Here is a 22,329-nt window from a genome sequence, read left to right on the forward strand (position 1 = left end):
TCTCAATTATGTCACAAAAATTAAGAATTCTATTGGTAGAAGACGAGGATCACTTGTTAGATGCTATCAAATTAAACCTCGAACTTGAGGGTTATAAAGTTCACGCCGTAAAAGATGGCAAAACCGCTCTTAAAATTTTTAAAGAAGAACGCTTCAATCTGATTATTTTAGATGTAATGTTGCCTGAAATGGATGGTTTCCAGGTTTGCGAAACAATCCGTTTAGAGAATGCAGAAGTTCCGATTATGTTTTTAACAGCTAAAAACACTTCAGAAGACCGTGTTTTAGGTTTGAAAAAAGGAGCTGACGATTATTTGGTTAAACCATTCAACTTAGAAGAATTAATTCTTCGTGTGGGTATTTTGGTTAAACGCAGTTTAAAATCTGATGATTTAAAAGAATTAAACTCTTATAAAATCGGAGATAAAACAATCTATTTTAACTCTTTCGAATTAAAACACGATGATGGGACCATCACACCGTTAACCAAAAAGGAAACGATGTTGCTGAAACTGTTAATCGAGCGTAAAAACGATGCGGTTTCAAGAGAACAGATTTTAGAAACGGTTTGGAATTATGATGTTTATCCATCAACCAGAACAATTGATAACTTTATTTTAACGTTCCGTAAATATTTCGAGCCAGATCAGAAAAATCCGGTTTATTTCCACTCTATTCGTGGTGTAGGTTATAAATTTACCGATAGTCATTAATGTACAATAATAAAGGCAGGTATGCTTTAATGGCCGTTTTTGTGCTGGCTGCATTGGTTTGTGTTTTTTACAATCAATATCAGCTGGCTGCCGTTTCCGGTGTATTATTTGCCTTTGTTGTTTGGAGTCATTTTAAGCATAGTTCGGTGTTAATGGCATCGAAACATTTCAAAAATAACGAATTTGGTAAAACCAAAGCTTTATTGGCCGAGGTAGCTAAACCAGAACGTTTGGCAAAAAGCCGGAGGGGTTATTACGAATTTATGCAGGGAAATATGGCCTTAAAAGAACAGGATTACGATAAAGCCGAATATCATTTTCAATTGGCCAGTCGTTTTCCGGTGGGCGGTAAAAATGAGAAATCGTATGTACTGATTCATTTGGCTAACCTGGCTTTGCGAAAAAAAGACAGGGAAAGGGCAGAAGCTTATACCAAACTGGCAAAAGAATTAGCTGAAACGCAACGATCGAAAGACATTATTGTTAAAATTGAAAGAGAAATAAGCAAAATATAATATTAAAATTGTCATTTTGAACAACGGAGCACCAGTTTAGCGATAAAAAGGTACTTCGTTTTTTTTTTATTCATACCTTTGCAAAATTAAATTTTAGCCCGGTCGTCATGTTGTCCTGAATATTCGGGATCAGCATCTTTCTTAGTTAGACCCTGAAATGAATTCAGGGTGACGATAACGCGACACCAAATACAAATCATGAAGAATAACTTATTTTTAGACGCAGCATTTTCAAAACAGACCGAACGTCCACCAGTATGGATGATGCGCCAGGCAGGCCGTTTTATGCCACAATATTGGGAAATTAAAAACAAATACTCTTTTTTAGAGATGTGCAAAACTCCTGAGATTGCGGCTGATGTAACGATGTTGCCGGTTGATTTGCTGGATATTGATGCGGCGATTTTATTCTGTGATATTTTGGTAACCGGTGAGGCCATGGGTGGCGATTTAAGTTTCACTCAGGGCGTTGGACCTAAATTTGCAAATCCTGTACGTACGGCTCAGGATATTGAAAACCTAAATGTTGATTGTTTAGATGAGTTACAATATGTAGCTGATGCGATTAAAGTGATCCAACAGCGACTTGACAATAAAATTCCATTGATTGGTTTTGCTGGTGCACCTTTTACAGTAATGAGTTATTTAATTGAAGGAGGTTCTTCTAAAGATTTTAAATTAACCAAACTTTTTATCCATAACCAACCAGAATTGGCACATAAACTTCTGGCTAAAATTGCAAAAGTAACGGCTGATTATCTGAACCTTCAGATTGCGGCCGGCGTTAATGCTGTCCAAATTTTCGACAGTTGGGCACTAGCTTTATCATGGAATGATTATCAGGAGTTTTCTCACCGGTATATTCAGGAAATTATTGCCAACCTCAATAGAAAAGACATCCCGGTGATTTCATTCTGTAAAGGAAGTTCGGTTTTTGCACCAATTATGGCAGAAGCTAAACCAGATGTAATTTCGGTTGACTGGAATGCTGATTTATTGAACATTAAAAATGCTTTGCCAGCTGGTATTGCGGTTCAGGGAAATTTAGACCCACATATTTTATATGCCGATAAAGCGGTAATTAAAGCACAGATCCATAAGTTGTTCGAGCGTATGCGCGGTACCGAAGGTTTTATCTTCAACTTAGGTCATGGTATTATGCCCGATATCCCCTTCGATAATGTGAAATATGCAATTGACGTAGTGAAGGAGTTTAGGTATTAATAGTCTGCTGATTTATTTGTATCTTGTATAAAATAATTTTCAAATGAAACCAGTACGCGCATATCACTTAGTATCAGTGAAAGATATGTTCACAATAGATCATTAGTTTCAAAAAACAAATTATATTCTGATGAAAAAAACAGAAGTTATAGATACACTGAAAGAAATGCCAGATGAATTTTCTGCCGATGAACTAATTGAGCGGATATTGTTGCTTCAAAAAATTGATTCCGGCTTGCAACAGGTTGTTGAAGGGAAAGTACTTTCTGAAGAGCAGGCTGAGCAAAAATTAGAAAAATGGCTAAAATAGTTTGGACTGAAATTGCTATTGATGATTTAAATAACATTGCAAATTTTCATAGTCAATATTCTGATCGTTTTACTTCTGCGTTAATCAAAAAGCTGTTTAATAAACCAAATGTATTAAAGGAAATGCCGGAGCTGGGCAGAATAGTTCCTGAAAGAGATCATGAATCAATCCGCGAACTTATAGAAGGAAATTACCGTATCATTTATTTTTTCGATAAACAGATTGATCTGGTAGAAATACTTACTGTTCACCACTCTTCACAGCCATTTCTTTAGATTCGTATTAAGTTTTATAAATGATAGAAACCCTATTGCCATATTACCAGTATTTTAAAGCTGTACACATCGTGTTTGTAATTAGCTGGATGGCCGGTTTATTTTATATTTTAAGTCTTTTTATTTACCACACTGAGGCAAACGATAAACCTGAACCCGAAAAAAGTATCCTGCAGAAACAGTTTGTTAAAATGGAGGCTACTTTATGGAAAATTATTGCAACCCCGGCAATGATTATTTCTGTTCTGGCCGGTGCATCTATGTTAACTTTAAATTCTGGTTTGCTACAAATGGATTGGATGTGGGTAAAGCTAGGTTTTGTGGTTGGTTTACTCATTTATCATTTTATCTGCCAAAACATTGTTAAGCAGCTTAAAAATAACATATACAAGCTAACTAGCTTCCAATTGAGGTTATGGCGCGAGCTGGCTACCATTTTTATGATCGCAATTGTATTTGTAGTGATCTTAAAAAATGCAATTAACTGGATTTACGGCTTAATCGGCATCATGGGTGTAGCCATGGCCATTATGATTGCTGTTAAGCTGTATAAGAACTATCGTTTGAGAAAATAGGTTAAAAGCTGAATGACTAAAGCAAAATGAAACTGTGCTCATTGTTTGCTTTTCGTCAACTTGTGCAATCCTCCTGATACTTGATAACCGGTACTTGATAATTTAATAAAAAACTATCCTAAATTTGGGCGATAAAATCCAAGCTCATGTTTATAACTACAGGTCTGAAAAAGACCTTACTCTTAATAACTTTTCTTTTTAGTTCTTATTTTGCTTCTGCCCAGTTCAATCAATCGGCTTTCGAAAACCGGATTCGCCCTGATAGCAGTTTAACAAACGAAGTTCACTTCAACTTTTACAATTTAAACTACGTCCGCAATTACGAGTACACCAACGATTTTCATGATGGCTATACCTTGTACGGAACGCAGTTGCAACCGCAAATTGTTTATTATGCACACCCTAATCTGGCCATTACCGCAGGGGCTTTTATTAGAAAGGATTTTGGCAGAAACGGGATTTCTGATGCTAAACCTTTGTTCAGCGTTAAATACCACAAGCGAAACCTTACTTTGATTTTCGGAAGTTTAGAAGGAAATATTCAGCATAAATATATTGAGCCATTATACGATTTCGAAAGAACCATCACTACGCCGATTGAATATGGAACGCAATTATTGGTAGAACGTAAGAAATTTACCTTGGATGCCTGGATTGCCTGGCAGAAAATGATTTATAAAGGTGATCCTGCCAAAGAAGAAATCATTGGTGGTTTATCAACCGAAAGTTTCTTAATTAAAAACGACGATTGGAAATTGAGTATCCCTGCACAATTCTTGGCTTTCCACCAGGGCGGACAAATTGACGTTTTAAAAGAAATCCCGATTACGACCATGTTTAATGGTGCAACGGGTATCAAATTACATAAAGACATTAATACCAATATTAAACAAGTATATACCGATAACTACATTGCGGTTTATAAAGATTTTTCGCCAGATAAAAGAAGAGCTTTCCAGGGTGGTTTTGGCCTATGGTTAAATGCCGGGGTAGAAAGTAAATGGGGAAGCCTGGTAGCCTCTTACTGGAAAGGCAATAACTTTATTTCCATTAAAGGTATGCCGCTGTACGAATCGGTTTCCGATAATTTGTATAGTCCGGGCTTAAAACAAAGTGCCAGAAACATTGTATCGTTGCGTTATGCTTACCAAAAAGAACTGATTCCGCATTTATACCTTGATGTGCGTTTCGAACCGCATATCGATCTCGATAACACGGATAAACAACTACAGTTTAACCACTCCTTTTTCTTAACCTACAAACAGGATTTTAAATTGTTTAAGGTGAAGCAAGGTGGAAGGTAAAAGGTGTAAGGTTTAGGGTGATTAAACTCATACTCGATTTCAAACCTCTCAGGTTTTCAAAACCTGCGAGGTTTTTTATTTTTAAACTGTCCCTAATTTCTAAACCCGATAGCAGTGGAAATCCTTTTTTCCGCAATACCTTCAATATGCTGTCATGCTGAGGTACGAAGCATCTGCAACCGATGGAAAAGCTTCTTCGTTCCTCAAATGACAGAAGTATAAAAAAGATTGTAACGAATAGCGGGACTAACACTTCAAAAATGCTTCTGCCTTTGCTTTCCAAATCAAAATTTATATCTTTCTGAAAATTTATTTTAATTGTATCCGTCTGATAATCAATATATCTTATTCTGATTTTAACTTTATTTAACTTTTTTCTCTCCTCCATGCAACCATTGTTTGTAATCTGCCATCTTCTCTATACAAACACACAATGAAATTGACGCGAAGCTATACGATAAACGATTTGATGGAAGGCTGCAAGGCTGGCGACCGGAAGATGCAGGAGCTGCTTTATAAGCAAACCGCATCGAAAATGCTCGCCGTTTGCATGCGCTACGCCAAAGACAGGATGGAGGCAGAAGATGTGCTGCAGATGGGCTACATCAAAATTTTTCAGAAAATAAAAGAGTATAGGGGCGATGGCTCTTTTGAGGGCTGGATTAGGAGGGTAATGGTTAATACAGCGATTGAAAGTTACCGTAAAAATTTACGCAGCTTAAACGTGGTAGAAATAGATGAAGCTTACGAGCAGCCATCAACCGGATTTGATTTCGGCACCTTAGGGATGCAGGACCTGATGAAGGCAATACAGAAACTGGCCGATGGTTACCGTATGGTTTTTAATATGTATGTAATAGAAGGTTATTCGCACAAAGAAATTGGAGAAGCGCTTGGCATTTCGGAAGGGGCAAGTAAATCGCAATTATCGAGGGCAAGGACAATATTAAAGGAAGAAATTATAAAAATGGAGGGATTTGGTTATGCAACCTATACGGGATAAGGATTTTGATCAGTTATTTAAGGATGCTTTTGCCGATGCAGAAGTAGCACCATCAAGGGATTTATGGAGCAATATTGAAAGCGAAATAACACCTGAGAAAAAAAGGATTGTTCCGGTTTATTGGTTATCGGCAGCGGCTATTTTGTTGATTGCTACCATCGGGATTTTGGTTTATCAACAACAAAATAATACCCATGAAACTAAACAACTGGCCAGTAACACCGTTGAGAAGCCAAAGCAAGTGGTGGAGGAACCAGTTGTGAAAGATCAGCTCCCTGCAGTTGTAGAACCGGTTAAAGTGATTACGCCGATTTCGCCAGTGGAGGCTAAACCAGCAAGGGCTATTGCTAAAACAAAGGTTAAACAAGATGTTGCCAAACCTGTTGAAAAACAACGGATGGTTACAGCACCAGAAATGCAAAAGCAGGAAACCATGATTGCCCAGGTTGAAGAACCTAAAAAAGATATCAAAGCACAAATTGATGCCGCTATTCTTTCTCAGCCTAAAGTGGATATGGTAACGGCAAGCAACCCAATAACGGTTAAAACTGATGAACCGGTTAACGATAACGAACAAAGTAATAAAGGCATCCGCAACATGGGCGATGTAATTAACATCATTGTTAATAAAGTAGATAAGAGAAAAGATAAACTGATCCAGTTCCGTACAGATGATGATGACTCTTCTCTTTCGTCGATCAATATCGGACCTTTTAAAATTGGTAAACGGAAGAAATAGCAGTTTTCAGTTAACAGTTTTCAATTGACAGTTTTAGTTATCAATAGCTAACATTACAACTTTATAACATTCAATATATAAACATTACAACCTTCCAACTTTCAAACAATAAAATAACAAGCACACAGATATGAAACGTCTAATATTTACAGCACTTATGGTAAGCGGACTTGCCGGTGTTATGGCTCCAGGAGCTTTTGCTCAACAAGATACGGTTGTTAAAGATACCGTGATTAAAAAGAAAGCAAAATATACTTTAAACATTGGCGGTGGCAATTTGATCACGAAAAGTTCAGATTCTTTGGATAAAGCAAAAAAAGGTCGCTTTGTAGGAGGAATTACCTTCACCAGGATTGATTGGGGTTTCTCGAGGTTGATCGATAACGGAAGTTTCAATTTATCACCAAATAACGATTTTTTGGATTATAAAGGCGGTAAAACCAGTACTTTCTCTTTTGATATCTTACAGTTTGGCTATCGTTTTAACTCTAACTTTAAGGTTTATGTGGCTGGTGGTTTCGACTGGACATTGATCCGTTTGAGAAAAGACATTACCATCGCTAAAAACTCAAACGAATTTGTTTATACCGACCAATCGCCGGTACATTTCTCTAAAAACCGTTTCTCTAGCAGTTATGTGCATATTCCGTTAAACTTCGAATTCCGCACCAACGAAAATAAAAATGGGAAGAGATTCTATTTAGTATTAGGTCCTGAAGTTAGCTTTTTGTTAAACGGAAAAATTAAACAGATTAGCGAAGAGCGTGGTAAAGAAAAACAATATGACAGTTACCACTTCCAATCGGTTCGTTACGGAGGTACAGTGAGGTTTGGTTATGGAGGTTTAGGTTTGTTTACCAAATATTATTTCAACGATATGTTTACGACCTCTCAGCAAGCTGGCTTAAAAAATATGAGTTTCGGGGTTACTTTCGGATTAAACTAATACCCCTAAATCCCCTAAAGGAGACTTAATACACAAATAAAACAGATCCTGTTTCGGTTAGGCGAGACAGGATTTTTTTGGTTTATAGATTAAGGTTGATTTAAAAAGTTTCTGGCTGATATGTAAACCATAAACGTCATGTTGAATTTATTTCAGCATCTTTTTCGTATGAAAGACCCTGAAATAAATTCAGGGTGACGAATCTCGTTAAGAAAAGGAGCCTAAAACTGGTTTAAATTTATAAATATTAATCGATTCAGGTTATAAGGTTTCGGTAGGATTATTCTCATCCATCAAAGATTTAAAGCAATTCTCCATAAATTCATCTAAACTTATTCCTTGCTCCTCCGCGTAAATTTTAGCCTGCTCTATAACAGCATCATCAAGAATCAATGTGATTTTAGCTTTCATCTCTGTATTTTATTGATTTAAAGATAAATACAGATGTGGTGAATTTTTAAATAAAATATTAACAATTACGCGAGCTTAAACCTTATACCTTCCGCCTCAAAACCCTCCACCTTTTTCTTATCTTTACCACGTGAGCAATATCCTAATCAGCGTTAAAAATTTAACCAAACAATATCAGGCAGAACAGGCCGGCGGCATTAAAAATGTAAGTTTCGACATTAAAAGAGGCGATGTAGTGGCCATAATTGGTGAGAGCGGAAGTGGGAAATCAACCTTACTGAAATCCATTTACGGGTTGTTAAAAACTGATGAAGGCGAAATCTTTTTCGAAGATCAAAGGGTTAAAGGTCCGGATGAACAACTGATTCCCGGCCATAAGCAAATGAAAATGGTTACACAGGATTTTTCGCTGAATATTTATGCAAAAGTGTACGATAATATTGCTTCACAGTTATCGAACACCGACCTGAAAACCAAAGCTGAAAAAACACTCCAGATGATGGAGCACCTCAGGATATTACCCTTGCAGCACAAAAAAATCATTGAGTTGAGTGGCGGAGAGCAGCAGCGTGTGGCCATAGCTAAAGCCATGGTAGCCGATACGCAGGTTTTACTCTTAGATGAACCTTTTAGTCAGGTTGATGCGCTGTTGAAAAACCAGCTGCGTGCCGATATCAAACGGATTGCTTCCGAAACCGGTGTTACTGTTATTTTGGTTTCACACGATCCTGCCGATGGTTTGTTTCTGGCCGATCAGTTACTGATCCTAAAAAATGGCGAACTTTTACAGACCGGAAAACCAGCTGAAATTTACCAGCATCCAAAACATATTTATACTGCCCAGATTTTAGGCAATGCGGTGGTTTTACCAAAAGCAGATGCCGAAAAAATTGGTTTAAAAACTGAAAAAGATACTGTTGTTTTTTATCCCGAATGGGCAGAAATCAGCAGTAACTGGAGCAGCAGACGTTTTGAAATAAAAGATGTGTACTATAAAGGCTTTTATGATGAACTATTGTTAGAAAGGAATGGTGTGAACATCCGTGCCATACAGTTGAACAGGGGAGAACATAAAAAAAACGACCACGTTCAAGTGAACATTAGTCGTTTTTTAGAGTTTTAAATGTGATTATAACTCCTTGTTAATTTTCTAAAAGTTATAATTATGCTTATAACTTTTAGATTAGGTATTAGACATAAAAAAACGACTAGATTCAATTTAATGTTAGTGGTTTTTGAGTGCTTTAGTTGCAAATTTAATTATTGATAATAAGATATTTGACCATTAACAGGAATAGAAGGAATTGTATTTGTAGCGTTTTTTATGCTTATTACAACTTCTCCATTAATTAGCTGATATTCATATTGGTTGTTCTGATAAGAACCTGGTAAAATTATATTTTCGTTAGAAACTTGCCCCGTCCTTGGGTTCGTGTAAGCATCGCCTTTGATAATCACATTAATCAATGTCGAAAAATTAAAATTAGGAATAATATCTTTCAAATATACAGAGTAACCAAGTCCATTATAATCTAAGATCCATTGATTGGGCATTATAGTAAAATCATTATATGCCGATCTTCCTGGATTAGTTGGTATGCTAGATGGATCATTTATTGAAGTAATATCATATCCGGGTGTACCTCTTGGAGGTCTTGGTACGTTAGAATAAGAGGCAGAATATCTTGGTCCATCTCCTTCATAAGGTATTTCTGTTATTTTAATATTTCTCAATCTAAAAATGTTGTCAATAATTACTTTAGGATCAACAGGTGAGGAGTCAAAAAATATTTTTAGAGCACTTCGATTTTCGAGTGGTGAAAATTTTACACTATAAGTTTTCATCTCGAAGGCAATAGCCGGATCAGCAATTAATTTAGAATACCTTCCTACGCTTTTTTCTACTGGAGAATAAGATTCTTCGCATGGATTTGAAGCAGTTGTTACAATTTGAGGGTTGTTTTCTAACTTAAACCAGAAAACGGCATTGTAATGATCTTTGGGTACAACCCAATTATTCCAGTTATGATCATTCATTCCATATATTTCTACTAAATATGTTTTATTAGCCAGAAATGGATATTCTACTGAGACCACAGCATTGGTACGCTGCCCTGTTTCAGTATTTCCCCAAGCATATAAACTTAAATCTTTCGGTGCGTTCCATGTGTATAATGTCCCTCCAACTGTTCTTATATTGTAGCCATTAACCGCAACCGGATTAGGTCCGAATCTATTATATGTTGAGCAGCCACTATTATTAAAAAAATCAGGATTATAGGTGATTTTATTGAACTCGATAAGAGTTTGAGAAAATGCTGTTTTTGAAAAAATTAGTAAAATTAACAAGGCTAAAAATTTTATTTTTCTCATTCTAATTCTTTTTAAAATAAATAACTTCGGTCCTTATTCCTGATTCTTCATTGCTTATATTTTTTAAAATTAATTGGCTATTATTTAATTTTAAAATTTCATAATGTTGTAAAACGCCAAATTTGAAATATTCTAATACATTGGAATTATTAGATGTAATGATGCTGTAATCCCAGCTTTTGTAATCTACGTTAACCTGATCAGCTGTAAATTTATAGGCAGGAATATAAAATTTAACCTTATCGGAACTATCTACCCTGGATATTTCCTGATTTTTTTTGTCAATAAATGACGTTTCAATCTTTGTTGGATTCCAAGCTCCAATAAGAGCAGCTTTTTCAATTTTCTTGTCAAGTTTCTCCTGATTCAATTTTTCCTGCTTTTTGCAAGAGGTTCCAAACAGAAGGAGTGTAATTACCCACGCGATTAAGTATTTATTATTCATAGTAGTATTTTTTTCTAAATAACTACATTATTAGTAATAATACAAGAGCGATATTGAAATAAAGGATTAATGTAAAAAAAAAGGGCACTTAATATCCACAGATATTAAGTACCCTTTCTAATAGAAAATGTCTATTTATTGTTGGGATCTAACTATTACGATTTTAACACGCATTCTAGATGTAGGAAATGCTGGATATGAAGATCGATCAGATCTTTGCAGATCTAGTTCTAAAGTTCCACTAGCTTTATCAATAGCATAACTATACGAATTTAGGTTATATACGTTTGGAATTTGTTCGTAAGTATTATTATCCAATCTTGAAATGTAAACCAAAATTCCATCTTCTTCAAATGTTATTCCATCTAATACATCAGATATATTAAGAGTAGAGTATAGTGTAATACCATCAGTATCTTGTTTCCAATCTCCTGGGTTTACGTAAGCAACAATAGTCCTGTTGGGAATATCCTGAACAACAGTTTCTTTCTTGCAAGAAGCCAGACCTAGTGTGGCAATGCAAAGCATTAGGATAGTAAGTTTTTTCATGTTGATTAGTGTTTATTTGTGTGTGATATGGGTATTACAAATCTTTTGCCAAAAAAATATGATTAGTGAATTATGGATTAATTATTGTGCAACAGATTAAATACACAACATCACGAAACCTTATTTTTGATCATATGAAGCTCTTTTTCCGTCTTTTGCCCTGGTTAATTTTAATTGTTGCAGGGTATTTATTTATTTCCAAAAAGTTCAGTATCAATACCTCTGTGGAGAGCAAACATCAGCTTCTGGTAGAGAAAATCGAGACCATTGGCAAACTGGAGCTGGTGAGGTACCAGATCAGCGATGTATTGGAACATAAGAATAAAACCGATTTTTTGCCTGAAGCCAGCGTTTTATTGATTGTAAAAGCTGAAGCGGTAGGTTGTATTGACCTTACGAAAATTACCCGTGAAGATATTAGCATCGATGCGGACACTGCTGTAGTAAATTTACCACAGCCCGAAATCTGTTATGTTAAAATCGACCATAAAAACTCACGCGTGTATGATACAAAGATGGCTTTCTTCCGCGAGGCCAGTTTGGTAGATGAAGCCTATAAAGCTGCTGAAAGACAGGTAACTGCCGAAGTTAAAAAATCGAGTATTTTAGCGCAGACCAAAACCAATGCCACAATGGTACTTAAACCGATTATTGAAGGTTTAGGCTATAAGAATGTGAAGTTTACTTTTGAGTAGGGTAGAAGGTGTAAGGTTTAGGGTGGATAGCTTCGGCGATCGCTTTACAATGGCGCCGTCATCTCGACTGAAGCAAAGCGTAATGGAGAGATCTATCTCGAGATAGATTTCTCGACTTCGTTGCACTTCGCTCGAAATGACGACAAGGGAGTAGACTTCCGAAGTTTGCCGGTGCCGGGCATGTGCATAGGAGAAACTTTGGAAGTGTTGTGGCTTCTGCGAGAAGACCCTGAAATAAATTCAGGGTGACGTAATTAAAAAATCTTCTCTATGCGGGTTAAAAATATCAACTAATAATCCGGCTTCTAAACATACCACACCATGAAAAACATTTGATGGCGCGAAGAAAACATCGCCTTCATTCAGGATTTTCTTATTATCGCCCATGCTTACTTCAAAACTTCCTTTTGCAACATAACTCATTTGCAGGTGCGGATGATTATGAATTGAACCGATGGCGTCTTTTTCAAATTCTACCTTCACCAGCATCAGATTGTCATCGTAAGCCATAATCTTGCGTTTTACGCCTGCGCCTAAATCTTCCCAATCGATATCGCTGTCGGAAATTAAAGTTTTGTTGTTGAGGTCTTTGAAGTTCATTTTTTACAAGTTCTATTATAAATAAAGCGTCATCTCGACTGAAGCAAAGCGTAATGCCCACCTGCATCGGGCAGGGAGAGAACTATCCCGAGATGGATTTCTCGGCTTCGTTGCACTCCGCTCGAAATGACGAATATATCTCAGCGGATAAATATTAGATCGTTAAACCAAATATTCAAACAGCGTCTGATCCTGATTTAATTCAATAATTTCGAATTTAAAATCTTTCATGCGCTGTAATAAACTGGCATAATCATTTTTGTTAGAAAGTTCGATGCCAACCAATGCAGGACCGTTTTCCTTATTCGTTTTTTTAATAAACTCGAAACGGGTAATGTCGTCCTGCGGACCTAAAACCTCGTTCACAAATAATTTTAAAGCACCCGGTCTTTGCGGGAAACGAACAATAAAATAATGTTTTAGTCCTTCGAAAAGTAAAGATTTCTCCTTAATCTCCTGCATGCGCTCTATATCGTTGTTTCCGCCGCTAACAATACAAACTACCGTTTTGCCTGCAATCTGGTCTCTAAGTTGATCTAATGCAGCCACAGAGAGTGCTCCGGCAGGTTCAACCACAATAGCGTCTTCATTATAAAGCTTTAATATCGTGGTGCAGATTTTTCCTTCGGGAATCAAATGCATCTGATCGAGAAGTTCCTTACAATATTCGTAAGTAATGTGGCCGATGCGTTTAACCGCTGCACCATCCACAAAACGGTCTATCTCGTCTAGTGTATATGGTCCGCCATGTTCCATCGCCGTAACCATCGATGGTGCACCCAAAGGCTCAACACCAACCAGTTTTACATCAGGTTTAACAGTTTTCATGTAAGCGCTTACGCCCGAGGCCAAGCCACCGCCACCAACAGGCATTACTACGATGTCTAAATCAGGCAGGTCTTCATAAATTTCAACACCAACGGTGGCTTGTCCTTCAATTACTTTTTCATCATCAAAAGGAGGAATAAAAGTGGCCGATTTTTCTGCACTGTAAGCCAGGGCTTCTTTCAAACAATCGTCGAAAGTATCGCCAACCAAAACCACTTCCACACTGTCGCCACCAAACATGTAGGTTTGTTTAACCTTTTGTTTAGGCGTAATTTCTGGCATAAAAATAACCCCTTTAATGCCTAGTTTTTTGCATGAATAGGCTACACCCTGTGCATGGTTGCCCGCGCTTGCACAAACTACACCGTTAGTCAAGGCATCCTGCGGCAATGTACTGATTTTGTTAAATGCACCACGCAATTTATAAGAGCGTACAATTTGTAAATCCTCTCTTTTTAAATAAATATTGGCATTATAATGAGCAGAAAGTCCGGCGTTAAACTCTAAAGGTGTACGTTTTACCACGCCCTTTAACCGTTGATGTGCAGATTGAAAATCTAGCGTATTTGGTGTTGTTGTGTTCATAGTTTAGTATCAAGATGTGAGATAAGAGTATCAAAACTTAAATCTCGCTTGTGTTTTTGTAAAGCAGGGTTCGGTATTTTATCGGTTGCAGCAGTCCTGCTATTCGTTCCAATCTTTTTAAAACAGCTGCCTTCTGAAGAACGAAGAACCTTTTTCATAGGTTGCAGGTGCTTCGTGCCTCAGCAAGGTATTATATTCAAGGTGGCTGCAATTAAAAAGTATTTCCACTGCTATCAGGTTTAGGAAAGTAAAGTTGGTGCGTTAAATAAAAACGTCACCCGCTTAACTCCAAACCCTCAGCTTTTATGCTAAATGCAGCGCAACCAATTGATTTAAATCGTGGTCGTTAATGCCTTGTTTGCTATCGGCCAAAACCAAAAACTGTTTGTACACAATATCCAGGTGGTCTTTTTCCAATTTATGGCCTAAACGGTCTAAATGATGTTTTAAAGCGTGGCGACCGCTTCTTGCCGTTAATACAATGGTTGCATCAGGGAAACCAACATCTTCCGGTTTAATAATTTCGTAATTTTCGCGGTTTTTTAAGAAACCATCCTGGTGGATACCCGAACTATGTGAAAATGCGTTTCCACCCACAATTGCTTTGTTCGGTTGTACCGGCATATTCATCTGGTTACGCACCATGTGGCTCATTTCGTAGAAACGGGTAGCATCAATCTGGGTATTTAAGCCCAAAACCTTGTGCGTTTTCAAAATCATGACGACTTCTTCCATTGATGTATTACCTGCACGCTCTCCAATACCGTTAATGGTACATTCTACCTGGCGGGCACCATTTTGTAAGCCAGCAATAGAATTCGCTGTAGCCAGGCCTAAATCGTTGTGGCAATGCACCGAAATAATGGCATTATCGATATTTTTTACATTTTCTTTCAAAAAAAGGATTTTCGAACCGTATTGGTCTGGTAAGCAATAACCATTGGTATCCGGAATGTTTACCACAGTTGCCCCGGCAGCAATTACGGCCTCAACCATTTTGGCTAAAAACTCAATATCGGCACGGCCTGCATCTTCAGCATAAAATTCGATATCCTCAACATATTTTTTGGCGTATTTTACTGCATCAACAGCACGCTCTAAAATATCTTCGCGGGTACTGTTAAATTTATGTTTAATGTGGAAATCGGATGCGCCGATACCCGTATGGATACGTGGTCTTTTTGCATAACGCAAAGCATCAGCAGCAACGTCGATATCATTTTTGTTTGCACGGGTTAAAGCGCAGATAATCGGGTTGGTTACCGCTTTCGATAATTCGATTACGCTGTTAAAATCCCCAGGACTGGATACCGGGAAACCAGCTTCAATTACATCTACACCTAAAAGCTCGAGTGATTTTGCGATTTCTACTTTCTGGTTTGTATCTAACTGGCAGCCTGGTACCTGCTCGCCATCACGCAATGTGGTGTCGAAAATATAAACTTTGTTTGGGTCGTGAATCATAATCTTAAGTTTAGGATGTGATTAATTTTTGGGATAAGAATTTAATTACCAATTTGCCCATTTCGGCTGTGCCTAAAACTTTGAAACGGTTTGTGCTTTGGTCGGCGATATCATGTGTTCTAAAGCCGTCTTTCAACACTTGGTCTATGGTATCGACTAATAATTTGGCTTCTTCTTTTAATCCGAAACCAATTTCTAACATTAATGCTGCCGATAGGATAGAAGCTAATGGATTAGCTAAATCTTTACCTGCAATATCGTGTGCCGAACCGTGGATTGGCTCAAAGAAACCGGTACTTTCGCCAACAGATGCCGAAGCGAGCATACCCATTGAACCTGCAATTTGTGAAGCTTCGTCGGTTAAAATATCACCAAATAAATTAGCGGTTAACACCACATCGAATTTTTTAGGGTTTTTGATCAGTTGCATCGCTGCATTATCGATAAACATGTGTTCGGTTTCTACATCAGGGTATTGTTTTGCAATTTCCTGAACAGTTTCGCGCCATAGGCGGGAACTCTCTAAAACATTTGCTTTATCTACTGAACATAGTCTTTTATTACGTTGTTGTGCGGCCTGGTAAGCTTTATGTGCAATACGTTCTACTTCGTAACGGTGGTAAATCATCAAATCAGAAGCAGTGTTTCTGTCTTCAGAGCGTGTTTTTTCGCCAAAGTACACATCACCGGTTAGTTCGCGGAAGAAAAGAATATCAGTTCCCCTTAAAATTTCCGGTTTAATGCTTGATGCCTGAAGAAGTTCATCAAATAGTAATATCGGGCGGAGATTGGCAAATAAACCCAGTTCTTTACGGATTTTTAAAAGGCCTTGTTCTGGTCTGACTTTTAAACTTGGATCATTATCATATTTGGCATGGCCAATTGCTCCAAAAAGGATCGCATCACTTTGTCTTGCTTTTTCTAAAGTTTCGTCTGGCAAAGGTTCGCCGGTAACTTCAATTGCCGCGTGGCCCATCAGGGCTTCGTCAAATGTAAATTCGTGGCCAAAAATCTCGGCAATTTTTTCTAATGCTGCTTTTCCCCAGGTAGTAACTTCGGGACCAATACCGTCTCCAGGTATTACTAAAATGTTCTTCTTCATTGTACTAAACGTTTTCTAGTATAGTTTCGACGACTTTTACTTCGCCTTTTTCTAACAATATTCTTTTTTCTATGCAGGTTGGCAGCTGCGATTCAAAATGGCCAACATAAATCAAGGTCATCCCGTTGCTGCACAGTTCGTCAACCAGTTGGTTAAAGTGCTGCGTTTGCTGGCGGTCTAAGCCCTGGCAAGGTTCATCCAGAATTAACAATTCAGGATTTTTTATAATCGTCCGCGCTAACAATACCAATCGTTGTTTACCGAGAGGGAGTGCGGTTAATAATTCATTTTTATTTTCAGTCAGGCCAAAGTACTCCACTAATTCATCCACCTGTGTACTTTTGGTATAAGGCAACTGCTGGAACAAACCTACAGTATCGTAAAAACCGGAAGCTATACTTTGCCAAACGGTTGCTGTTGGATCGAAATACCAATGGAATTCGGGCGATATTAAGCCGATATGCTGTTTAATGTCCCAAATGCTTTCGCCGCTTCCACGCCTGTTGCCGAACAAATAAAGTTCGTTGGCATAAGATTGCGGGTGATCGCCATTTACCAGGCTTAACAGGGTAGATTTTCCTGATCCGTTATGGCCTTGTAAAAGCCATTTTTCTCCTGCTTTAACTTTCCAGTTGATATTTTTGAGCACTTGTTTTTCGCCATAGCTGATGTTTACATTAACCATTTTTACAATATCCTGAGCGCTGTAAACAGGCGATTCTTTTAAGAAAGCCGGAATTTCTCTCCAATGGATTTCAGTCGCTGAACTTTGTAAAGCATCAACTTTAACCAATTGTCCGTCTTTTATTTCGCCAAATGAATTGATTGAATTTGGTAATTCGCTGTCATTACAAATCAGGATCAATTGCACCCCATCTTCAGCCGCCTGATCCAGTAAAATGTTCAGGTTTTTACGCGAAGCGGCATCTAAACCTGTATAAGGCTGATCGATAATTAATAACTGCGGTTTTAACCACAAGGCCTTAACCAGTTGCAGTTTTTTATGTTCGCCACTGGATAGTTCGATTAATTGTGAACTGGCGAATGTTGCAAATCCTAATGCCTCTAAAATGGGTTCTACCTGATCGAAATGAAGTCCTTTTTCTTTACCATAGCCTACCAATTCGGCATGAACGGTTAACGTTTCTTTGGCCTGCTGACTGGTGTAACGTTGCTGGTAATAAAAATTGGCAACACCTTCCAGGTTTTTAAACTGGTACCAGCTTTCTACAAATAAGGTTTCAGCAGGCAACAAACTTTCGTTGTCAAAATAAATTTTTACATCGCCGGGAGCACTTAATAAGCCCGCGATAATTTTGGCCAGCGAGGTTTTTCCACTTCCGCTGGCTCCGCCCAATACCCAGTTTTCGCCGCGATTGATAGCCCAATTCAAATCCTTTAGCACAGCTTTTTGCTGAAACTTTAAGTTTAAATTTTTAATGCTGACGAAACTCTCTTTCATATTTACTTTTAGGGTGATTGCACTGATTAAGTGTTACACCGATTTTTTTTGATCTTTTTGCTTTAGTCTTTCAGTTCTTTCTACCCTTTGGCTCCTTCAAATTCTTCGATTAATTGTTTTTGATTTAAGATGAAATCGATGTCATCATAACCATTAATCAGGCATGATTTTTTGTAAGGATTAATCTCAAATGATTCCTGAGCTCCGGTTTCTACAATGGTTACGGTTTGATTTTCAAGATCAACTTCTAACGCTGATTTTGCATTGTGATCAACCGCTTTGAAAATTTGCGCCAAAAACTCATCACTCACCTGAATTGGCAATAAACCATTGTTTAAGGCATTTCCTTTAAAGATATCGGCAAAGAAACTGCTGATTACAGCATCAAAACCGGCATCCTGAATGGCCCATGCGGCATGCTCGCGACTGCTGCCACAACCAAAGTTTTTTCCTGCAACTAAAACCTGACCACTGTAGATTGGATTGTTCATTACAAATTCTGGCTTTGGTGTATTATCGCCATTATAACGCCAATCGCGGAACAAATTTTCGCCAAAACCTTCGCGGGTGGTCGCTTTTAGAAACCTTGCAGGGATAATCTGGTCGGTATCGATGTTCTCTATGTTTAAAGGCACTACTGCCGATGTTAATTTTGTGAATTTTTTCATGTCAATTAGTATCAAGTAAGGAGTAACAAGTATCGAGACTCATATTCCCCCTTTTTATCTTTAATCTTTTGCTTAATGGTGGTAATATTTTTACTCTCCACTTTAAGCCTTACACCTTTACAAAGTGCTCAACTACTGGAAAAGGATCATAAAAGTGGTGCAATAACTTTTTCCAATCCTGGTACGCTGCTGATTCCCTGAAACCTTCGGTATGTGCCTCCAGTGTTTTCCAGTTAACAAGCAGAATGTATTTATTTTCTACTTCTATACATTTTTGAAGCTGATGGGAAATGTAACCTTCCATTGTGGAAATGATTTTTTGTGCTTCGTTAAAAGCTTTTTCAAAATCGGCCGATAATCCGGCTTTTACATTTAGTATGGCAACTTCTAAAATCATAATTTTCAAAATTGTCATTCTGAGGAACGAAGAATCTTTAATTATTCCGGGCAGGTTTTTCATCGCCTGCAGATGCTTCCTTCGTCAGCATGACAGTTATTTTAAACCTTCTCCAACAAATCCCTTACATCGGTAATTTTTCCCGTTACAGCTGCTGCTGCGGCAGTAAGCGGACTAGCCAATAAGGTACGTGCATTTTGTCCCTGTCTGCCTTCGAAGTTTCTGTTCGATGTAGATACACAATATTTACCTGCAGGGATTTTATCCTCGTTCATGCCTAAACAAGCACTGCAACCTGGCTCGCGTAGCTGAAAACCGGCAGCTTCGAAAATTTTATCCAAACCTTCGTTTTTAGCCTGTTGTTCTACCTGTTTCGATCCCGGAACAATCCAAACGGTAACATTATCTGCCTTGCGTTTGTCTTTTACAAAATCGGCTACTTCGCGTAAATCTTCAATGCGTGAGTTGGTACAGCTTCCGATGAACACATAATCAACCGGTTTTCCGATCAAAGATGAATCGTCATCAAAGCCCATATAATCTAAAGCTTTCTGGTACGAAAGTTTTTCTTTTTCTGGTTTTGCAGCTGTTGCCGGAATATGTTCCTGAATACCCATACCCATTCCAGGGTTTGTACCATAGGTGATCATTGGAGCGATATCAGCTGCATCGAAAGTTAATACGCTGTCGAATTTGGCATCAGCATCGCTGTATAAAGTTTTCCAGTAGGCAAGGGCTTTATCCCATTCTTCGCCGGCAGGTGCAAATTCTCTTCCTTTAATGTAATCGAAAGTGGTTTGGTCTGGTGCAATTAAGCCACCACGCGCACCCATTTCGATACTCATGTTACAGATCGTCATACGGGCTTCCATACTCAAAGCTTCGATTGCCGAACCTGCATATTCGATGAAATAACCGGTTCCGCCCGCAGCAGAAATCTGAGCAATAATGTATAAGATAATGTCTTTTGCACCAACACCTTTCCCCAATTCGCCATTTACCTCAATTTTCATGGTTTTAGGTTTCGATTGCAATAAACACTGTGTTGCAAAAACCTGCTCAACCTGTGAGGTACCGATACCAAATGCAATGGCACCGAAAGCACCGTGTGTTGAGGTATGACTATCGCCACATACCATCGTTTTTCCTGGCAGGGTAATACCCAACTCCGGGCCGATAACGTGTACAATCCCTTGAAAAGGATGGCCTAAACCGTAAAGTTCTATGCCGAATTCTGCACAATTTTTGGTGAGCATATCAACCTGATAGCGCGAAAGCTCTTCTTTAATCGGCAACAACTGGTTTAGGGTTGGCACATTGTGATCGGCTGTGGCTACAGTCTGCTTTGGACGGAAAACAGGTAAGCCCCTTTTGCGTAAGCCATCAAATGCCTGCGGAGAGGTTACCTCGTGTATTAAGTGTGTATCAATGTATAAAATATCGGGAAATCCTTCTTCACTTTTTACAACGTGAGCATCCCAAATTTTTTCTACTAATGTTTTTGACATTTTGACCCCCTGGCCCCCTTTAAGGGGGAAGTTAAGTTTGTAATTATTATTTTTTAAGACCTGTCCAAAGTCCCCTCTCATTTTAGGAGAGGGGATTTAGAGGTAAGGTTATGCTGTTTTAATTGCCTTCATCGCGGTCATTGCTTTACGCAATGTAGCACCGATTTGTTCTACTTCGTGTGAACGGATCGCTTCGTTAATATCGATTAATTTTCTGTTGTCAACCGCACCATCTTTACCTTCGTTAAAGTTTTTACCCACTAAATCGGTATCTACTTTTTTCATAAAATCGCCCAAAAGTGGTTTACAGGCCTGATCGAATAAATAACAACCATATTCTGCAGTATCAGAAATTACGCGGTTCATTTCGAATAATTTTTTACGTGCAATGGTATTGGCAATAAGTGGTGTTTCGTGTAGCGACTCATAATAGGCCGACTCTGGTTTGATACCTGCCTGTACCATCGTTTCGAAAGCTAATTCAACACCGGCACGAACAAAAGCAACCATTAAAGTATAGTTATCAAAATATTCCTGCTCACCGATTTTAACATCACCTGCTGGTGTTTTTTCGAAAGCAGTTTCGCCAGTTTCGGCTCTCCATTTTAACAGGTTTTTATCTCCATTTGCCCAGTCTTCCATCATGGTACGGCTAAATTCGCCACTCATAATATCATCCTGGTGTTTCTGGAATAACGGACGCATAATATCTTTCAGTTCTTCCGAAATTTCAAAAGCTTTGATTTTAGCCACGTTGCTTAATCTATCCATCATCGCAGTAATACCACCTTGTTTTAAGGCTTCGGTAATTACCTCAACACCGTATTGAACCAATTTAGAAGCATAACCGGCATCAATTCCTTTTTCTACCATTTTATCGAATGACAGGATAGAACCCGTTTGCAATAAACCACAAAGGATGGTTTGCTCGCCCATTAAATCAGATTTTACTTCAGCTACGAAAGAAGATTTTAATACACCCGCTCTATGTCCGCCGGTACCTACGCAATAAGCTTTAGCCTGGGCCAAACCTTTGCCCTGAGGGTCGTTTTCAGGGTGAACAGCAATTAGGGTAGGTACACCAAAACCACGAACATACTCTGCCCTTACCTCACTACCCGGACATTTAGGCGCAACCATAATCACAGTTAAATCTTTACGGATCTGCATGCCTTCTTCTACAATGTTGAAACCGTGAGAATATAATAGGGTTGCACCTTCTTTCATCAAAGGCATAATTGCATTTACAACAGCAGTATGTTGTTTATCAGGAGTAAGGTTAATTACCACATCTGCATTTGGAATCAGTTCTTCATAGGTACCAACTGTGAAATTGTTTTCAGTTGCATTTTTCCACGAATCGCGTTTACCTTCAATTGCTTCCTTACGTAAAGTGTAGCTTACATCTAAACCACTATCTCTTAAATTTAAACCTTGGTTTAAGCCTTGTGCACCACAACCTACAATTACCAGTTTTTTGCCTTTTAATGCGCTAACGCCGTCTAAAAATTCAGCACTATCCATGAAGTCGCAAACACCTAATTGGTTTAATTTTTCTCTAAGAGGTAATGTGTTAAAATAATTTGCCATTGTTTTTTATTGGTTAATTTCTAGTTTAATTATCAATTATATTTTGTT

25 protein-coding genes are annotated in these 22,329 nt (G+C 38.1%); 12 read left to right on the plus strand and 13 right to left on the minus strand.

Annotated features, from left to right (window positions below; all coding sequences use genetic code 11):
- Positions 1 to 8 precede the first annotated feature (8 nt).
- The 10 genes from ACTJKC_RS13520 (at position 9) to ACTJKC_RS13565 (ending at position 7,604) form a co-directional block, all read left to right on the plus strand.
- Positions 9 to 713, plus strand: a complete 705-nt coding sequence (locus ACTJKC_RS13520; RefSeq protein WP_025146905.1) for a response regulator transcription factor — start codon at positions 9 to 11, stop codon at positions 711 to 713.
- A complete protein-coding gene (locus ACTJKC_RS13525) occupies positions 713 to 1,228 on the plus strand; it encodes a hypothetical protein (RefSeq protein ID WP_440792638.1) in 516 nt (171 codons plus the stop codon). Before ACTJKC_RS13520 ends, ACTJKC_RS13525 begins: the two co-directional genes overlap by 1 nt.
- Positions 1,229 to 1,426: 198 nt before the next feature.
- Positions 1,427 to 2,452 carry a uroporphyrinogen decarboxylase gene (gene hemE / locus ACTJKC_RS13530; RefSeq protein ID WP_440792640.1) on the plus strand — a complete coding sequence of 342 codons (1,026 nt, stop codon included), beginning with the start codon at positions 1,427 to 1,429 and terminating at the stop codon, positions 2,450 to 2,452.
- A 130-nt stretch (positions 2,453 to 2,582) separates the two neighbouring features.
- The gene (locus tag ACTJKC_RS13535) at positions 2,583 to 2,762 is read left to right on the plus strand and encodes a hypothetical protein (protein WP_440792642.1); all 180 of its coding nucleotides are present in this window, start codon (positions 2,583 to 2,585) and stop codon (positions 2,760 to 2,762) included.
- Complete coding sequence (locus ACTJKC_RS13540) at positions 2,750 to 3,037, plus strand: type II toxin-antitoxin system RelE/ParE family toxin (RefSeq protein ID WP_344852900.1); 288 nt, start codon at positions 2,750 to 2,752, stop codon at positions 3,035 to 3,037. Before ACTJKC_RS13535 ends, ACTJKC_RS13540 begins: the two co-directional genes overlap by 13 nt.
- A 20-nt stretch (positions 3,038 to 3,057) precedes the next feature.
- Positions 3,058 to 3,612: a CopD family protein gene (locus tag ACTJKC_RS13545; RefSeq protein ID WP_440792644.1), complete on the plus strand. Its 555-nt coding sequence runs from the start codon at positions 3,058 to 3,060 to the stop codon at positions 3,610 to 3,612.
- A 146-nt stretch (positions 3,613 to 3,758) separates the two neighbouring features.
- Positions 3,759 to 4,916, plus strand: a complete 1,158-nt coding sequence (locus ACTJKC_RS13550; RefSeq protein ID WP_440792646.1) for a hypothetical protein — start codon at positions 3,759 to 3,761, stop codon at positions 4,914 to 4,916.
- 433 nt (positions 4,917 to 5,349) lie between these two features.
- Positions 5,350 to 5,919 carry an RNA polymerase sigma factor gene (locus ACTJKC_RS13555; RefSeq protein WP_344852904.1) on the plus strand — a complete coding sequence of 190 codons (570 nt, stop codon included), beginning with the start codon at positions 5,350 to 5,352 and terminating at the stop codon, positions 5,917 to 5,919.
- Positions 5,900 to 6,658, plus strand: a complete 759-nt coding sequence (locus ACTJKC_RS13560) for a hypothetical protein (RefSeq protein ID WP_440792648.1) — start codon at positions 5,900 to 5,902, stop codon at positions 6,656 to 6,658. The genes ACTJKC_RS13555 and ACTJKC_RS13560 overlap by 20 nt, the downstream gene beginning before the upstream one ends.
- Positions 6,659 to 6,788: 130 nt before the next feature.
- A complete protein-coding gene (locus tag ACTJKC_RS13565; protein WP_344852906.1) occupies positions 6,789 to 7,604 on the plus strand; it encodes an outer membrane beta-barrel protein in 816 nt (271 codons plus the stop codon).
- Positions 7,605 to 7,865: 261 nt separating this feature from the next.
- On the opposite strand, the gene ACTJKC_RS13570 is transcribed toward ACTJKC_RS13565, so the two are convergent.
- The gene (locus ACTJKC_RS13570; protein WP_440792650.1) at positions 7,866 to 8,015 is read right to left on the minus strand and encodes a DUF6364 family protein; all 150 of its coding nucleotides are present in this window, start codon (positions 8,013 to 8,015) and stop codon (positions 7,866 to 7,868) included.
- Positions 8,016 to 8,145: 130 nt separating this feature from the next.
- Between ACTJKC_RS13570 and ACTJKC_RS13575 the strand changes: the two genes are divergently transcribed.
- The gene (locus ACTJKC_RS13575; protein ID WP_440792652.1) at positions 8,146 to 9,138 is read left to right on the plus strand and encodes an ABC transporter ATP-binding protein; all 993 of its coding nucleotides are present in this window, start codon (positions 8,146 to 8,148) and stop codon (positions 9,136 to 9,138) included.
- Positions 9,139 to 9,275: 137 nt separating this feature from the next.
- On the opposite strand, the gene ACTJKC_RS13580 is transcribed toward ACTJKC_RS13575, so the two are convergent.
- The 3 genes from ACTJKC_RS13580 to ACTJKC_RS13590 form a co-directional block, all read right to left on the minus strand.
- A complete protein-coding gene (locus ACTJKC_RS13580) occupies positions 9,276 to 10,388 on the minus strand; it encodes a hypothetical protein (RefSeq protein ID WP_440792654.1) in 1,113 nt (370 codons plus the stop codon).
- 1 nt (position 10,389) lies between these two features.
- Positions 10,390 to 10,833, minus strand: coding sequence for a hypothetical protein (locus ACTJKC_RS13585; RefSeq protein WP_440792656.1), 444 nt, complete (start codon positions 10,831 to 10,833; stop codon positions 10,390 to 10,392).
- A 135-nt stretch (positions 10,834 to 10,968) separates the two neighbouring features.
- Complete coding sequence (locus tag ACTJKC_RS13590; protein ID WP_440792657.1) at positions 10,969 to 11,382, minus strand: hypothetical protein; 414 nt, start codon at positions 11,380 to 11,382, stop codon at positions 10,969 to 10,971.
- A 134-nt stretch (positions 11,383 to 11,516) separates the two neighbouring features.
- On the opposite strand from ACTJKC_RS13590, the gene ACTJKC_RS13595 reads away from it, so the two are divergent.
- The gene (locus tag ACTJKC_RS13595) at positions 11,517 to 12,077 is read left to right on the plus strand and encodes a DUF4230 domain-containing protein (RefSeq protein ID WP_440792659.1); all 561 of its coding nucleotides are present in this window, start codon (positions 11,517 to 11,519) and stop codon (positions 12,075 to 12,077) included.
- A gap of 240 nt (positions 12,078 to 12,317) precedes the next feature.
- Here ACTJKC_RS13595 and ACTJKC_RS13600 read toward each other — a convergent pair whose 3' ends face one another.
- From ACTJKC_RS13600 to ilvC, 9 genes are all read right to left on the minus strand, one after another.
- Entirely contained in the window at positions 12,318 to 12,677 is a 360-nt protein-coding gene (locus tag ACTJKC_RS13600; RefSeq protein WP_440792661.1) for a cupin domain-containing protein, read from the minus strand.
- A 162-nt stretch (positions 12,678 to 12,839) separates the two neighbouring features.
- Positions 12,840 to 14,090 carry a threonine ammonia-lyase IlvA gene (ilvA, locus tag ACTJKC_RS13605; RefSeq protein ID WP_440792663.1) on the minus strand — a complete coding sequence of 417 codons (1,251 nt, stop codon included), beginning with the start codon at positions 14,088 to 14,090 and terminating at the stop codon, positions 12,840 to 12,842.
- Positions 14,091 to 14,393: 303 nt separating this feature from the next.
- Positions 14,394 to 15,554, minus strand: a complete 1,161-nt coding sequence (locus ACTJKC_RS13610) for a 2-isopropylmalate synthase (protein ID WP_344852915.1) — start codon at positions 15,552 to 15,554, stop codon at positions 14,394 to 14,396.
- Positions 15,555 to 15,564: 10 nt separating this feature from the next.
- Positions 15,565 to 16,656, minus strand: a complete 1,092-nt coding sequence (gene leuB, locus ACTJKC_RS13615; protein ID WP_344852916.1) for a 3-isopropylmalate dehydrogenase — start codon at positions 16,654 to 16,656, stop codon at positions 15,565 to 15,567.
- Between the two features lie 4 nt (positions 16,657 to 16,660).
- Entirely contained in the window at positions 16,661 to 18,118 is a 1,458-nt protein-coding gene (locus ACTJKC_RS13620) for an ATP-binding cassette domain-containing protein (RefSeq protein ID WP_440792665.1), read from the minus strand.
- 80 nt (positions 18,119 to 18,198) lie between these two features.
- Complete coding sequence (leuD, locus tag ACTJKC_RS13625) at positions 18,199 to 18,786, minus strand: 3-isopropylmalate dehydratase small subunit (protein ID WP_440792667.1); 588 nt, start codon at positions 18,784 to 18,786, stop codon at positions 18,199 to 18,201.
- A gap of 109 nt (positions 18,787 to 18,895) precedes the next feature.
- Positions 18,896 to 19,183: an antibiotic biosynthesis monooxygenase family protein gene (locus tag ACTJKC_RS13630; protein WP_113950925.1), complete on the minus strand. Its 288-nt coding sequence runs from the start codon at positions 19,181 to 19,183 to the stop codon at positions 18,896 to 18,898.
- A 101-nt stretch (positions 19,184 to 19,284) separates the two neighbouring features.
- Complete coding sequence (leuC, locus tag ACTJKC_RS13635) at positions 19,285 to 20,691, minus strand: 3-isopropylmalate dehydratase large subunit (protein WP_440792670.1); 1,407 nt, start codon at positions 20,689 to 20,691, stop codon at positions 19,285 to 19,287.
- Positions 20,692 to 20,799: 108 nt separating this feature from the next.
- Entirely contained in the window at positions 20,800 to 22,281 is a 1,482-nt protein-coding gene (gene ilvC / locus ACTJKC_RS13640) for a ketol-acid reductoisomerase (protein ID WP_316827868.1), read from the minus strand.
- Positions 22,282 to 22,329: the final 48 nt, after the last annotated feature.

It is taken from the genome of Pedobacter sp. 22226, from assembly GCF_052045455.1.
Lineage (GTDB): Bacteria > Bacteroidota > Bacteroidia > Sphingobacteriales > Sphingobacteriaceae > Pedobacter > Pedobacter jeongneungensis.

Excerpts from the sequence above, each read along its gene's own strand:
- ACTJKC_RS13520 (WP_025146905.1), top strand. The coding sequence starts at position 9 with ATGTCACAAAAATTAAGAATTCTATTGGTAGAAGACGAGGATCACTTG.
- ACTJKC_RS13525 (WP_440792638.1), top strand. The coding sequence starts at position 713 with ATGTACAATAATAAAGGCAGGTATGCTTTAATGGCCGTTTTTGTGCTG.
- hemE (WP_440792640.1), top strand. The coding sequence starts at position 1,427 with ATGAAGAATAACTTATTTTTAGACGCAGCATTTTCAAAACAGACCGAA.
- ACTJKC_RS13535 (WP_440792642.1), top strand. The coding sequence starts at position 2,583 with ATGAAAAAAACAGAAGTTATAGATACACTGAAAGAAATGCCAGATGAA.
- ACTJKC_RS13540 (WP_344852900.1), top strand. The coding sequence starts at position 2,750 with ATGGCTAAAATAGTTTGGACTGAAATTGCTATTGATGATTTAAATAAC.
- ACTJKC_RS13545 (WP_440792644.1), top strand. The coding sequence starts at position 3,058 with ATGATAGAAACCCTATTGCCATATTACCAGTATTTTAAAGCTGTACAC.
- ACTJKC_RS13550 (WP_440792646.1), top strand. The coding sequence starts at position 3,759 with ATGTTTATAACTACAGGTCTGAAAAAGACCTTACTCTTAATAACTTTT.
- ACTJKC_RS13555 (WP_344852904.1), top strand. The coding sequence starts at position 5,350 with ATGAAATTGACGCGAAGCTATACGATAAACGATTTGATGGAAGGCTGC.
- ACTJKC_RS13560 (WP_440792648.1), top strand. The coding sequence starts at position 5,900 with ATGCAACCTATACGGGATAAGGATTTTGATCAGTTATTTAAGGATGCT.
- ACTJKC_RS13565 (WP_344852906.1), top strand. The coding sequence starts at position 6,789 with ATGAAACGTCTAATATTTACAGCACTTATGGTAAGCGGACTTGCCGGT.
- ACTJKC_RS13570 (WP_440792650.1), bottom strand. The coding sequence starts at position 8,015 with ATGAAAGCTAAAATCACATTGATTCTTGATGATGCTGTTATAGAGCAG.
- ACTJKC_RS13580 (WP_440792654.1), bottom strand. The coding sequence starts at position 10,388 with ATGAGAAAAATAAAATTTTTAGCCTTGTTAATTTTACTAATTTTTTCA.
- ACTJKC_RS13585 (WP_440792656.1), bottom strand. The coding sequence starts at position 10,833 with ATGAATAATAAATACTTAATCGCGTGGGTAATTACACTCCTTCTGTTT.
- ACTJKC_RS13590 (WP_440792657.1), bottom strand. The coding sequence starts at position 11,382 with ATGAAAAAACTTACTATCCTAATGCTTTGCATTGCCACACTAGGTCTG.
- ACTJKC_RS13595 (WP_440792659.1), top strand. The coding sequence starts at position 11,517 with ATGAAGCTCTTTTTCCGTCTTTTGCCCTGGTTAATTTTAATTGTTGCA.
- ACTJKC_RS13600 (WP_440792661.1), bottom strand. The coding sequence starts at position 12,677 with ATGAACTTCAAAGACCTCAACAACAAAACTTTAATTTCCGACAGCGAT.
- ilvA (WP_440792663.1), bottom strand. The coding sequence starts at position 14,090 with ATGAACACAACAACACCAAATACGCTAGATTTTCAATCTGCACATCAA.
- ACTJKC_RS13610 (WP_344852915.1), bottom strand. The coding sequence starts at position 15,554 with ATGATTCACGACCCAAACAAAGTTTATATTTTCGACACCACATTGCGT.
- leuB (WP_344852916.1), bottom strand. The coding sequence starts at position 16,656 with ATGAAGAAGAACATTTTAGTAATACCTGGAGACGGTATTGGTCCCGAA.
- ACTJKC_RS13620 (WP_440792665.1), bottom strand. The coding sequence starts at position 18,118 with ATGAAAGAGAGTTTCGTCAGCATTAAAAATTTAAACTTAAAGTTTCAG.
- leuD (WP_440792667.1), bottom strand. The coding sequence starts at position 18,786 with ATGAAAAAATTCACAAAATTAACATCGGCAGTAGTGCCTTTAAACATA.
- ACTJKC_RS13630 (WP_113950925.1), bottom strand. The coding sequence starts at position 19,183 with ATGATTTTAGAAGTTGCCATACTAAATGTAAAAGCCGGATTATCGGCC.
- leuC (WP_440792670.1), bottom strand. The coding sequence starts at position 20,691 with ATGTCAAAAACATTAGTAGAAAAAATTTGGGATGCTCACGTTGTAAAA.
- ilvC (WP_316827868.1), bottom strand. The coding sequence starts at position 22,281 with ATGGCAAATTATTTTAACACATTACCTCTTAGAGAAAAATTAAACCAA.